Source organism: Fictibacillus sp. NRS-1165 (assembly GCF_050468105.1).
GTDB lineage: Bacteria > Bacillota > Bacilli > Bacillales > Fictibacillaceae > Fictibacillus_C > Fictibacillus_C terrinigri.
In genome coordinates this window covers 1-12,267 of the sequence record NZ_JBDPNU010000040.1, presented here as the reverse complement: position 1 = coordinate 12,267, position 12,267 = coordinate 1, and the positions used below count along the sequence as shown (strand labels likewise).

Sequence of the window (12,267 nt, the reverse complement as noted above, 5' to 3'; positions counted from 1 at the left end):
TACAATACAGAGGAAAACTCCAAGGAACAACGATTTAAACGTTCGTTTAATCTTATGGAAAGGAGCTGTCGGGAGAAAATGAGCCATGGTTATCACCACCAGAATGAATTGGAGCACTATTACCAGCACTATCAATACCATGCTGAGATGTGTAAATATTATTATCAGCTCATGTTTGGCGAACAGAAAGAAACAGCAGAATACATGCTGCCTCCTAATATTGAGGTCAAAGAAAAGTGGAAGACCAAAACCTCCTACGAGAAGACCTATGCTCCCATTCAGTATCAGCCAGAGCAGGAACAGCAGAACTGATGCTGACGTACGACGATTATGTCTATGCTCTGTTGATCTGGTGCTCCCAACTGAAAAAGGACGTCCAAACAGCTGCGGACGATTGCGGGGAATTCCGGATCAGAGAGATCATCAAAGCCTATGAAAAGCGGATCGCCACATTCACCAAAGGACTCTATGATCTTCAGGAGTTAAAAACGTCTGGGAAAATCAGAGCAATTGAATCTCAGGCCCTCTGCTTATATAAAGAATGGAGCAGGGTACAACTGCTTCTTAAAAACAGCCTTTCATAAAGGTTGTTTTTTTGTTTTTATAATCACTCCTCTATTCCAATTCCAGTATTGAAAGTGCTTTCATGCAATGGTAAAGTAAACGTAACAACATTACGAAAACGTTTACGTAGAAAGAAGGCTGGAAATGTCTTATACGATTAAAGATGTGGCAAAGAAGGCCAACGTGTCAGTTGCGACGGTTTCCAGAATCCTGAACAACCTTCCGGGATATTCAGAAAAAACGAAGGAGAAGGTGCTTCAGGTCATTACGGAAATGGGATATCAGCCGAATGCTATCGCACGGGGGCTGATTAATAAAAAGACGAAGACGCTTGGCGTGCTTCTGCCGGCTGTTTCTGACACCTTCGCTTCTGTCGTGCTCAGCGGCATTGAAGACATGGCTCATGATCTGGATTACAGCGTGATGGTCTGCAATACGGCTAAAGACGGTATCCGAACGATGAAATATTTACAGGCGCTCCGCGAAAAACAAGTGGATGGAATCATCTTTATCAGTGAGTTCTTTAAAGAAGAATACTATAACGCTATTACAGCTATGAAACTCCCGATCGTCCTCGTCTCCACCAAGTCTGCATATGACATTCCATTTATCAAAGTGGATGATGAGAAGGCGGTCTTTGATGGCGTTACGTATCTTCTCGAGAGGGGGCACCGGTCCATCGGCATGATCGCTGGGACAAAAGGCGATACGATCGCTACCATACCGAGGATTGAGGGCTATAAAAAAGCACTCAACAAGCAAGGTATTGCATTTGAAACGAAAAAAGTGGTCTACGGCGATTTTGGTTTTGAGAGCGGAATTGAGGCGGCAGAAGAGCTCTTATATCACAACAAGGATGTAACAGCTATTTTCTGTTCCAGTGATGAGATGGCTGCTGGTGCTTTATCTTACCTTTACCGTATGTCAATACGGGTTCCCGACGAGATATCATTGGTCGGTTATGACAATACAAAAGTGGCCGAGATGGCCATCCCGCCTCTGACAACAGTAGGCCAGCCGCTCTATGAAATGGGGAAAAACTCTGTTCGCATGCTCCTTGAAAGGGAAGATGGCCAACCGAAAAGCATGTTTATGCCACATAAAATTGCAGAAAGAGAAAGTGTTAAATCTATCGATCAATCAACAGGAGAGTAAACGGGGGTTTACTCTTTATTTTAACCGTTTTACGTAAACGTTTACTCAAATAAGATGAGGTGGAATCAATGAAGAAATTAATGGTGTTGGTGTGTGTTATTTCTCTTTCAGTCTCACTCCTTTCCGGATGCTCCAGCAAAGAATCTGACGACGGAAAAATTCATCTTGAATTTTTTCAAAACAAACCTGAATCTGTGGGAACCTTTGATAAGTTGATTGCTAAGTTCGAAAAAGAGCACCCCAACATTGATATTGAGCAGAATAATGTCCCGGATTCTGAAACCGTGCTGAGAACAAGGCTGGTAAAAGAAGATGTACCGGACATTCTCGGAATCGGTGGAAATGCAACCTATGGAGATATCGCTGAAGCAGATGTCTTTTATGATTTTACAAAAGATCCTGCAGTGGACAAGGTCATTCCAAACTACGTACAGGCGCTGAATCAGCTGGCCGGCAGGAAAAAAGAAGTAAATGGAATTCCGTTCGCAACAAACGCCAACATGGTGCTGTATAACAAAGCGAGGTTCAAAGAAATGGGTCTTCAGGTTCCAGAGACCTGGGACGAGCTGATCAGCACGGCGCAAAAGATTAAAAAGGCTGGGAAAATTCCTTTTTATCTTACTCTAAAAGATGCGTGGACAGGCATGGTGCCTTTCAACTCCCTGGTAGCCAACACACAGGGAGAGAACTTTTTTGAGGAAAGAGAAACGGATCAGGCAACGTTTCAAAAACGGTACGGAGAAGCTTCAGAAAAGATGCTGACTCTCCTGGAATATGGGCACAAAGATAATTTTGGCAGGGACTACAACTCAGGGAACAAGGCCTTCGCCAATGGGGAATCATTCATGTACCTGCAGGGGAACTGGGCCATTTCATCGATTAAAGCCATCAACAAGAACATTGACATTGGATCGTTCCCGCTTCCTGCAGTCAACGATCCCGAAAAAAACAAATTGGTTTCCGGAGTCGATACCGTATTAACCATGTCCAAGGACAATCCTCATAAAAAAGAATCACTCATGTTCATTCATTTTCTTCTTAAAGCGGAAAACACCAGAATGTACATGAAAGAGCAGAACAGCTTTTCTGCGGTTAAAGGGGTGTACCAGGATGACTCTGCTCTTGCGAACTTGAACCCGTATTTCAAAAAGCAGCAGATTACGGGTTTTCCCGAACATTTCTTCCCGGCGGGTATTCCAATTGCCAACCTTTTGCAGGGCTTTCTGATCAAAAAGAAGGAAAAGCCATTCCTGAAAAAACTCGATCGTGAGTGGGATAAAGTAAAGGCCCGGCAATAGAAAGGGTGTAAGAAGGAGGAGAAATTGATGAGGAAAAGTAGCAAAGTGTTTTACTGGATGGCTCTGCCAGCAGTCTGTTTGTTTTTTATCTTCCATACGATCCCGGTCATCCAAGGGATCATCTACAGCTTTACGAACTATAAGGGCTATGGAGATTATGAGTTTGTCGGGTTAAAAAACTACGTAAACCTGTTTCAGGATGACCGTGTATTTGCTTCTTATGGGTTTACGTTTAAATTTGCGATTATTGCTACCATTCTAGTCAACGTCATCAGCTTGATGATCGCGATGGGTTTAAACGCCAAGATTAAGTTCAGGAATACATTGAGAGGGATATTCTTCATTCCCAATATCTTGAGCATCTTGATTGTCGGCTATATTTTTAACTATATCTTTGCTTTCTTTGTGCCACAAATCGCGGAAAAGGCGGGGGTTAACTCGTTAACTGAGAACATACTCGGAAATCCGGATCTTGCATGGATCGGCATCGTCATCGTTGCAGTCTGGCAGGCTGTCGCATTCAACACGATTTTATACCTTGCTGGCCTTCAGACGATTCCGGCAGATCTATACGAAGCAGCAAGCCTTGATGGGGCTGGAAAATGGCATTCCTTCCGCCATATCACATTCCCGCTCATCGCATCCTTTTTTACGATCAACATGGTGCTTGCAATGAAAAACTTTTTAATGGTGTTCGACCATATTATCGCGCTTACCGGCGGTGGACCCGGCCAGGCGACGGAAGCGATTTCGATCCTGATCTATAAAGGAGGGTTCCAGGGAGGAGAGTTTGCTTATCAATCGGCGAACTCTGTCATTTATTTTGCAATCATTGTGGTCGTTTCTTTTTTTCAAATTAAGGTTCTTCAGAAAAGAGAGGTGAACATGTAATGAGCCGTAAAGTAAATTGGCCGCTGACGATTTTGTTGATCATCTGCTCACTGTTTATTTTGTTTCCGCTGTACCTGACGGTTGTGACCGCCTTTAAAACACCAGAGGAAATGGGACAGTCTCTGCTCGCGCTTCCTGATCGTTTTCATTGGCAAAACTTTAAGGAAGCGGCCAGGCTGACCAATTTCTTCCACGCGTTTCGCAACAGTGCGCTTGTTACGGTATTTACAGTAGCGTTTACGCTTTTGACCAACTCCATGGTGGCCTATGCCATCGCGAGGAATATGCACCGCAAGTTTTTTAAAACGCTGTATTACTATTTTGTCAGTGCGATGTTTGTGCCTTTTCCTATCATTATGCTGCCTGTAGTAAAAGAAATGAGTTTACTAGGCTTGAACAACATGGCGGGACTGATCTTTTTATACATCGTGTACGGCCTTGCCTTTAACATCTTTATATATGTCGGCTATATCCGGTCGATCCCCTATTCCCTTGAAGAAGCCGCTTATGTGGATGGTGCAGGCACATGGAAGGTGTTTTGGAAAGTCATCTTTCCGCTCCTTGCCCCGATCAATGCGACCGTCGGCATCCTGACTTGTCTCTGGGCATGGAATGATTTTCTGCTGCCGCTTGTCATTTTGAACAACAGGGATGCGATGACGCTGCCGCTAGTGCAATATGTATTCCAATCTCAGTTTACAACGAACTATAACCTGGCGTTTGCCTCCTATTTAATGGCGCTGTCTCCTATGATCATCGTTTACCTTTTTGCACAAAAATGGATCATCAGCGGTGTCACCCGCGGAGCTGTAAAGTAAAAGATAGATAGATGGAGTGGATTCTCATGAAAAGGACTTGGTGGAAAGAAAGTACAGTATATCAGATTTATCCAAGGAGCTTTAACGATTCCAACGGCGATGGAATTGGTGATATCAATGGAATCATTGAAAAACTCGACTGGCGTGAACGTCATCTGGCTGTCGCCGGTCTATAAAAGCCCGAACGATGATAACGGCTACGACATCAGTGATTACAAAGACATCATGGATGAATTCGGTACGATGGCGGACTGGGATCGGCTGCTTGATGAAATGCACAAACACGGCCTGAAGCTCATTATGGATCTTGTTGTTAACCATTCATCTAGACTTGGATTCTGGCCCTGGCGGAAAGTGGGATCTGAAACCTCTTGAACTGAGAGACTTGAAAGCTACGTTTACAAAATGGCAAAAGGGACTTCAAGGCAAAGGCTGGAACAGTTTATACCTGAATAACCATGACCAGCCGCGTATGGTGTCCCGTTTTGGCAACGACAAAGAATACCGTGAAGAATCAGCAAAAATGCTTGCGACTTTCCTTCACATGATGCAGGGAACGCCATACGTGTATCAATGGGAAGAGATCGGTATGAACAACGTTCGATTCGATACGATTGATGAGTATCAGGATATTGAGACGCTGAATATGTACCATGAAAAAGTAACAGAAGGCGGTGCGGATGCAGCACAGGTCATGAAATCCATCTATGTGAAAGGACGGGACAACGCCCGGACCCCCATACAATGGGATGACAGTAAGAACGCGGGTTTCACTGAAGGAACTCCTTGGCTGAAGGTGAATCCGAACTATAAAGAGATCAACGCAAAACGGGCAGTGGAGAATCCTGATTCAATATTCCACTATTATAAAAAGCTGATCCAGCTGCGTAAAGAAAACGAGATTATCGTGTACGGAAGCTATGATCTCATCTTAGAAGACCATCCTCAAATCTATGCGTATACAAGGACACTTGAAGAAGAGAAGCTTGTTGTCATCCTGAACTTCTCTGGAGATTGCCCGGTGTTTGAGATGCCGGAGCATGTGGATTTTTCAGCTCATGAATTAGTGATCAGCAACTATGATGTGGATGCGCAGGAGACCATTCAATCCATTGCGCTAAAACCATATGAAGCCCGTGTAGACCGTTTGAAATAATCTTGGGAAGCATAAGACCTTCAGCAGGCTAAGCCTGCTGAAGGTCTTTCTGTTAAAACCTCCCAATGTCTTCAGTGTTCATGGTAAGGCCGGGCATGCCGGGAACCCAGTTTGCCGGGATGCCGGTTTGAGATTGTTCTCCGTATTGGAGGGCTTGAATAAGCCTCAGAATTTCGTAGGCATTCCGTCCGACTTCGGAAGGATAGATGAGTTTGCTGGAAATATACCCGTCTGGGCCGATGATGATCGTTGCCCTGACCGCAGCACCGCTGTGGACGTCCAATACTCTATAGGCGCGGCTGATGAGGTGGTTACGGTCGCTCACCAGCGGGTATTGCACTTTACCAGCCAGAGGTGAGACTTCTTTAAATACTTTATGGGAAAAAACGCTGTCTGTGCTGATGCCGAGCACTTCGGTGTTCAGCTTCCTGAGCTCACCGTATAAAGCGGCGACCGCCGCTAGTTCTGTCGGTCAGACAAAGGTGAAATCACTGCCGTAAAAGAACAAAATAACCCATTTGCCGCGATAATCCTCGAGGCGAACATCCTTGATCTCTCCGTTTTGAATGGATGGTGCAGTAAATGGGGGAGCAATATCGCCAAGACCCGCACAATAGGGTTGAGGACCACACGTGTTGAACTGTTCTACGGACGGTGTTGGATATGGCTGATTTCCATCATACGGCATACTCATCCCAGTCCCTCCTTTCCGTTAGGTGGTGTCTATCTATCGTATGAAAAGGAGGAAGAGAAGTGTTTTTTATCTGCCTCCGCAGCCGCATCCTCCTCCGCCTTGTTGAGGCGGTTTTGTGTATTGCTGAGGGTATGCTGGATTTTGAATAGGGTAGCCCCCGTAAACACCCTGTCCATAGCCAGGGGCTGTCCCAGGGTAACCTGCTCCCGGATATCCGCCCTGGCCGTAAGCTTGGCCCGGATAACCAGGGAAGCCCTGCTGTCCATAGCCCATTCCAGGCTGCATGCCGTACTGTGGATACTGGCCGTACCCGTAAGGATTCATCTGGCGCATGAAATCGTTCCAATCTATTTAGATTTTATTTCTGTAGTTACAGCATATGCAGGGCGGTTAATAGTGTACAAGATATTCAACCTAGTAAGACGTGAATTAATTTATGTTTTCATGAGTACGCTGGGCATAAGGCACGAATATATCGAGTTTCGCTCAATTCAAGATGTGTTTGGCTCAATGATCTTCGCTACTGTGCGAAAAGATCTCTCTCGGATTTGCTTCCCGAGAAAGCAAAAATGGCTGAAAAGACAGGGGCAAAAGCGTTAGCTCGACGATCCCTTTGCTTTTCAGCCGGCGGCCCAATTATTCTTCTGCTTCTGGCTTAATATCAATATAGTTTGCTGAGGGCCTGCTTTTCTTTACCCGGATTTTTAAGAGGCCGTTCCCAAACGTGGCCCGAACGTCTTCTTGTTTTATGGCAAAAGGGAGCGGGACCAGCCGTTCAACCCGTTTATTGGCCTGTTTGAATTGAGAAATGTTGGTTTTATCATCAGTAAAGCGATTGGATTCAGACGCGTAGGCGATAATCTTAAGCGCTCGATCCAGCACCTCGATCTGAATTTGGCTCTGATCATAGTTTTCGAGGTTGGCGTGTGCGATAAATTCATTTTTGGTTTCCTGTACGTCCAATGGGAACGATAGATGGTCAACCATGGTCTGATAATGCTCAAAGCTCTTATCGATGAATTGTTCTAATGATTTTACCCAAGATCCTATAGACTTTTCATTAAAGAATGGCATGATAGGTCCGCCATTTTCCGGCATGATTAATCCCTCCTTAGTATATAAACTATGCGTTGCCGGCTACGTTCGAATCAGCAGCATCCGTATCTAATGTGTTGGTCGAACTGATAAATGTAACGGTTTGCAGGAAATTGCCTGTATTTCCGCCTCCAGAGCCGCTATAACCTTTGCTTGTGCTTTTAGGATTAATCACAAGGGTGTCACCAAAGTTTACGATTCCATCGGCTTGCACAGAGGAAATAGTTACAGGCCCCACGATCAGTGATGGCAAGAGAACGAACCTCCCTTTAAAAGTACCGTTTAGATTGCTTGATGCTCTTATTAGTGTATGTGCAGATGCCTCAAAAGGTGAGAAGGTATGAGGGTGAACACCTAGTGAATCGTGACATATGATATGAGGAGACTGTTGGCAGGGGGGTGGTTTGAAGTGCCTGGAATCGTAGGGAGTATTAATATTGCCTCAGTTTCGAGCAGCTCGATAGTCCATATCGGGGATGTTCAGGCCATCAATCCTATCAGCAATGCGAAGACCTTTGCAGGCGCAGGCTCGTTTAACACGGGCGATAATATAAGGACGAACACAGGCTACAACCTTACAAATACGTATGATATGGATGGGTCCGATAATGTGAATATGGGAAATAATTAGAAGCCCTCATTTAAAAAGCAAATTTACTGCCGATCCGGCATAAAACTTAGTAAGGAGATGATGTTATGTCGGATAGCTATAATCAATACTATTATATCCAGCAGATGCAGGGGCAGCTTCAGTGCCTGCAAGACAAGGTATGTGAACTGGAGAAGCAGATTGAAGAACTGACCAAGGATATGAAGAAAGTAAAAGACCAGCCGACCACACAAATCCAATACTCCTTTGATCAGTTGAAGATCGAGAGGCTTGATGGGACGCTGAATATTGGACTGAGTTCAGAAAGCGACGGCAAAAACATGGTAGAGGACTTTACTGTCGGCGGTGAATCGATCGCTGTTGGCGGAAGCAAGCCGCCACAGAGCGCTATGAGTTCAAGCAGGGAATATACAGAAATCATGGCAAACCTGGAGGAATACATGAACATTGAGGCGCCGGAAGACATTACAAAAATAGAAGAGGAACAAGAACATAAACTCGATGAATCCTATCGTGAACTGATTTTGAATGATATCCGGACACAGCTTCCGGGCAGGCTGGAGCATTACCTTCAAAAATATCCTCCCCATAACCAAGAGGGCATATTGCTCGTTGAGAATAAAGTGAAAGGTGATGTGTACAAAGGAATTGAGCATTTCATCTCAAGCTTAAAGAACAATAACATCGGGGGTGAGATCCATGAGATTCCAGGTGATCAATCATGAACTGTCTGTGGGCTCTCTTAAAATTGTAGGGGTGAGCATCTCTTCGCTCGTTTTGGTTGGCGATGCCGGGCATATTAGTCTGGCTTCCATATTTGATACACCACCGGAAGCCCTGGTGGTCGGAACCTCACTCGTTCCTCTAGCACTATAATATGATACCGAGAACATCGGAGGTCAATCATATCCACGTTCGTTCCATTTTGTTTTCATCGGTTGTAAATGTTGGAGATACAGGCCGGCTTGCTGCCTTTTCACAGGCACTGGCCATCCAGAAGTATGAGCCGACTTTTGATTCGGCGTTAAGCGGACTCATTAATTTTCCGAACTACCAGGCGTTTACTATACCGCGCCCCAGGCCTGCGCCGCCAAAAGAAGTCACGATGCAGTCTTTTAATGATCCTGCCTATATACGTGTAGGGACTGTTGATATTTTGGGTATATCAGCAGCTGGCATTCTCCATATTGGCGGTATTCACCACATCGACCTCGAATCGAGGGTTAAGCACATAAGGAATTATCGAACGAATCCTGATCCGAAAAACCTTGATATTGTTTCGGTTCCACCAGTAGGCAGAAGCATGCTAGACCAAGACAAATAAGGGAGGGATGACCTTGAATCTGTTTGTTAACCAGACCATTACCATCTATCAGTTAAAGGTACAGGGGATTCAGAATTCATCCGTCATGCAGATCGGCAGTGCGGGCATGATCCGGCCCGTTTCTAACTTGTACAATACAGGAGGCTTCACCGGGGAAGCTCCTCCGCTTGCCGCGGTCCCAGCTGTCGAACTCCCTGCACCTTCATAAATGTTTACCGCTAATAAACAAAGAAAGGAGGGATACCGTTGGATTCATGGAAACAGATGATGGAGTGGAAGAAGTTTGCTGATCAGTACCTTGGCCAAAATTTCTTTTCTCCTTACCAGCAGCAGGAAGACACACAGAGGGAGCAACAGCAGTCCCAGCCGCAAGAAGAGCGGGGATTTCCGGCTGTTAATATTTATGAATCTGAGAATGAGCTCTTATGCATTGCTGCCATTCCCGGCCTTGAGAAAGCGGAAGATGTGGATGTGTATGTGGATGACAGGAGCGTTCATATCAAAGGGAAAACCAACTTGATCGGAGGAAAATACAGAATAGCCAAGGAAGAGTTCGGTTCAGGAGCCTTTAGCAGAGAAGTGGAACTGCCGTATCGTGTCCGCAGTGATGCCATTCATGCGACGTATAAGAAAGGATTCTTGTACATTAAGCTTTATCGGCTGCCCGCTGATCGTCAAAAACCAAAAAAAGTAGACATCCGAAGATTTGATGATTGACCGATTGACATTTTTGGGAAATTCAACTAAACTGTTGGTTATAAAACTAGAAAGGAACAGGTGTATCGTCCAATGCGTAACTAACTCCTATTTTAATTGAACTTTATATTCATTTTTGAATCTAAACTTCGGATAGGATTAGTTTGCCCATTTTTCATGCCTGTTTTTTTACGTGATACCCGGTTTTACGGGACAGGTATCGTTATTTTTGTGCGAATTTTTCCTCTCTGATCAAAACAGGGAGGTTTTTTTATGCTTTTATTAGAAGCCGCAAATATTGAGAAGTCATACAGTGACCGCTTGATTATAAAACTCTCAGAACCTCTGAAAATCAACAGAGGAGACCGGATTGGCATCGTTGGATTAAACGGAGCCGGAAAGTCCACACTGATGAACATTTTAGCAAAGGAAGAAGCTGCAGATACAGGCAGTGTTCATGTCTTTGGAAGAATTTCTTCAGTTTTGCAATTTGGAGATGAGCTGGAAGAGAACCCTTCGGAAGCTTTGCAAAGAATCTGGGGAATTCAGGACAAGGAATGGCTGACCATGAGTGGAGGCGAGAAAACACGGTTGAAAATTGCCTCTGCCCTGCAGCAGAACCCTGACCTTTTATTTCTGGATGAACCGACAAGCCATCTGGATCTGCAGGGAATTCAGCAGCTGGAGAATGAATTGAAGAGCTTTCCTGGGGGCGTTGTGCTGATTTCGCATGACCGGGCGTTTCTTGATGAAATCTGCACGAAGATCCTGGAGATCGAAAATACAGTTCCAACCTTCTATTCAGGAAACTACTCAGCATACCGTAAACAAAAAGAACATGAGCGAACCCGACAATGTTTTGAGTATGAGGAGTATACGAAAGAAAAGCAAAGACTGCTTGAAGCTGCACGGGAAAAGACACAAAAAGTAAAGAGCATGAAGAAAAAGCCGAGCCGGATGAGCTATAAAGAAGCCAATCTCGGCAGGGGAAGGGTTAAAAGCAAGCAAGCGGCGATGATGAAGAACGTCAAAGCGATGGAAAAACGGGTAGAACAGCTGGAGAAAAAGGAAAAGCCGAGAGAAACGGAAGCCGTTCAGTTTGATATCCAGCAATTTACGCCAGTGCATGCTAAACAGGCGATCCAGGTAAAAGACGCTTCAAGATCTTTTGGAGACCAGTTATTGTTTGCTGGCATTTCATTTATTGTAAAGACCGGGAGCAGAACAGCCCTTATTGGTCCGAACGGCTGCGGAAAGTCCACCCTGATCGGGATGATCCAATCTGCACACCCGTCAGTATCTTTGTCAAAGGCCTTGAAGATTGGATATTTTAATCAGCAGCTCAACATCCTGAATGAAGATCTTTCTATTCTGGAGAACGTTTTTGAAAATAGCCCGTATTCCGAGGAATTCATTCGGACTTTACTCGCACGGCTGTTATTTAAAAGAGAAGATGTTCACAAAAAGGTAAGTGTGCTGAGCGGGGGGGAACGGGTAAAAACAGCATTGACGAAGGTTTTTCTTGGAGATTATAATCTTCTGCTGCTCGATGAGCCGACGAACTATCTGGACGTTTTTACCAGAGAGGCGCTGGAAACGGTTTTAAAGGCTTATCCGGGCACCATCTTGTTCTCGACACATGACCGCCACCTTATGAATGCATTGGCAGATCATGTCCTTGTCTTTCAGGATCATCAGAGTGCGTTATTTTCGGAAGGGAATTATGATGCTTTTCAGCAGCGGGTTCTAAAGCCGGATAAAGCTCCATCGATCAACCAAGGTGAACTATTGGCTCTAGAACTGGAGCTTGCTGATTTTGTCGGGCGCTTGTCCATACCGCGGAAAGGCGACCAAAAAGAGGTGCTTGAAGAACGGTATAACGAGCTCATCAAAACTGTGAATGAATTGAGAAAGATGACTTAATACGGAAAAAAGCAGGGTATTAAATTGAACTGCACCCCAAATT

The 12,267-nt window shown here is 44.9% G+C and carries 17 protein-coding genes and 1 pseudogene; 14 read left to right on the top strand and 4 right to left on the bottom strand.

What is annotated here, in order from left to right; translation table 11 throughout:
* The first annotated feature begins 78 nt into the window (after positions 1 to 78).
* From ABHN01_RS17600 to ABHN01_RS17570, 7 genes and pseudogenes are all read left to right on the top strand, one after another.
* Positions 79 to 312: a hypothetical protein gene (locus tag ABHN01_RS17600; RefSeq protein WP_429876593.1), complete on the top strand. Its 234-nt coding sequence runs from the start codon at positions 79 to 81 to the stop codon at positions 310 to 312.
* Positions 312 to 584, top strand: coding sequence for a hypothetical protein (locus ABHN01_RS17595; protein ID WP_290401287.1), 273 nt, complete (start codon positions 312 to 314; stop codon positions 582 to 584). Before ABHN01_RS17600 ends, ABHN01_RS17595 begins: the two co-directional genes overlap by 1 nt.
* Positions 585 to 702: 118 nt before the next feature.
* A complete protein-coding gene (locus ABHN01_RS17590) occupies positions 703 to 1,719 on the top strand; it encodes a LacI family DNA-binding transcriptional regulator (protein WP_429876642.1) in 1,017 nt (338 codons plus the stop codon).
* A gap of 68 nt (positions 1,720 to 1,787) precedes the next feature.
* Positions 1,788 to 3,017, top strand: coding sequence for an ABC transporter substrate-binding protein (locus ABHN01_RS17585; protein ID WP_429876592.1), 1,230 nt, complete (start codon positions 1,788 to 1,790; stop codon positions 3,015 to 3,017).
* 27 nt (positions 3,018 to 3,044) lie between these two features.
* On the top strand, positions 3,045 to 3,908 hold the full coding sequence (locus ABHN01_RS17580; protein ID WP_429876591.1) for a carbohydrate ABC transporter permease: 864 nt from the start codon (positions 3,045 to 3,047) through the stop codon (positions 3,906 to 3,908).
* Entirely contained in the window at positions 3,908 to 4,726 is an 819-nt protein-coding gene (locus ABHN01_RS17575) for a carbohydrate ABC transporter permease (RefSeq protein WP_429876590.1), read from the top strand. The genes ABHN01_RS17580 and ABHN01_RS17575 overlap by 1 nt, the downstream gene beginning before the upstream one ends.
* An 11-nt stretch (positions 4,727 to 4,737) precedes the next feature.
* Positions 4,738 to 5,882 (top strand): annotated as a pseudogene (locus tag ABHN01_RS17570) (alpha-amylase family glycosyl hydrolase).
* A gap of 52 nt (positions 5,883 to 5,934) precedes the next feature.
* On the opposite strand, the gene ABHN01_RS17565 reads toward ABHN01_RS17570, so the two are convergent.
* From ABHN01_RS17565 to ABHN01_RS17550, 4 genes are all read right to left on the bottom strand, one after another.
* The gene (locus ABHN01_RS17565) at positions 5,935 to 6,576 is read right to left on the bottom strand and encodes a peroxiredoxin (RefSeq protein ID WP_290401292.1); all 642 of its coding nucleotides are present in this window, start codon (positions 6,574 to 6,576) and stop codon (positions 5,935 to 5,937) included.
* Positions 6,577 to 6,642: 66 nt separating this feature from the next.
* On the bottom strand, positions 6,643 to 6,909 hold the full coding sequence (locus tag ABHN01_RS17560; protein ID WP_290401293.1) for a spore coat protein: 267 nt from the start codon (positions 6,907 to 6,909) through the stop codon (positions 6,643 to 6,645).
* Positions 6,910 to 7,212: 303 nt separating this feature from the next.
* A complete protein-coding gene (locus tag ABHN01_RS17555) occupies positions 7,213 to 7,674 on the bottom strand; it encodes an Hsp20/alpha crystallin family protein (RefSeq protein WP_429876589.1) in 462 nt (153 codons plus the stop codon).
* Between the two features lie 25 nt (positions 7,675 to 7,699).
* Entirely contained in the window at positions 7,700 to 7,924 is a 225-nt protein-coding gene (locus ABHN01_RS17550) for a spore germination protein (protein ID WP_290401295.1), read from the bottom strand.
* A gap of 156 nt (positions 7,925 to 8,080) precedes the next feature.
* Here ABHN01_RS17550 and ABHN01_RS17545 point away from each other — a divergent pair, with 156 nt between their 5' ends.
* From ABHN01_RS17545 to abc-f, 7 genes are all read left to right on the top strand, one after another.
* Positions 8,081 to 8,302 (top strand): spore germination protein, encoded by a 222-nt coding sequence (locus ABHN01_RS17545; protein WP_429876588.1) that lies wholly within the window; start codon positions 8,081 to 8,083, stop codon positions 8,300 to 8,302.
* 65 nt (positions 8,303 to 8,367) lie between these two features.
* Positions 8,368 to 9,006, top strand: coding sequence for a spore germination protein GerPC (gene gerPC / locus ABHN01_RS17540; protein WP_290401297.1), 639 nt, complete (start codon positions 8,368 to 8,370; stop codon positions 9,004 to 9,006).
* The gene (locus tag ABHN01_RS17535; RefSeq protein WP_290401298.1) at positions 8,981 to 9,157 is read left to right on the top strand and encodes a spore gernimation protein GerPD; all 177 of its coding nucleotides are present in this window, start codon (positions 8,981 to 8,983) and stop codon (positions 9,155 to 9,157) included. Before gerPC ends, ABHN01_RS17535 begins: the two co-directional genes overlap by 26 nt.
* A 1-nt stretch (position 9,158) precedes the next feature.
* A complete protein-coding gene (locus ABHN01_RS17530) occupies positions 9,159 to 9,605 on the top strand; it encodes a spore germination protein GerPE (protein WP_429876587.1) in 447 nt (148 codons plus the stop codon).
* A gap of 13 nt (positions 9,606 to 9,618) precedes the next feature.
* A complete protein-coding gene (locus ABHN01_RS17525; protein WP_062238614.1) occupies positions 9,619 to 9,813 on the top strand; it encodes a spore germination protein GerPB in 195 nt (64 codons plus the stop codon).
* Between the two features lie 38 nt (positions 9,814 to 9,851).
* Positions 9,852 to 10,322, top strand: a complete 471-nt coding sequence (locus tag ABHN01_RS17520; protein WP_053355704.1) for an Hsp20/alpha crystallin family protein — start codon at positions 9,852 to 9,854, stop codon at positions 10,320 to 10,322.
* Positions 10,323 to 10,574: 252 nt separating this feature from the next.
* Positions 10,575 to 12,224 (top strand): ribosomal protection-like ABC-F family protein, encoded by a 1,650-nt coding sequence (gene abc-f / locus ABHN01_RS17515; RefSeq protein WP_429876586.1) that lies wholly within the window; start codon positions 10,575 to 10,577, stop codon positions 12,222 to 12,224.
* Positions 12,225 to 12,267: the final 43 nt, after the last annotated feature.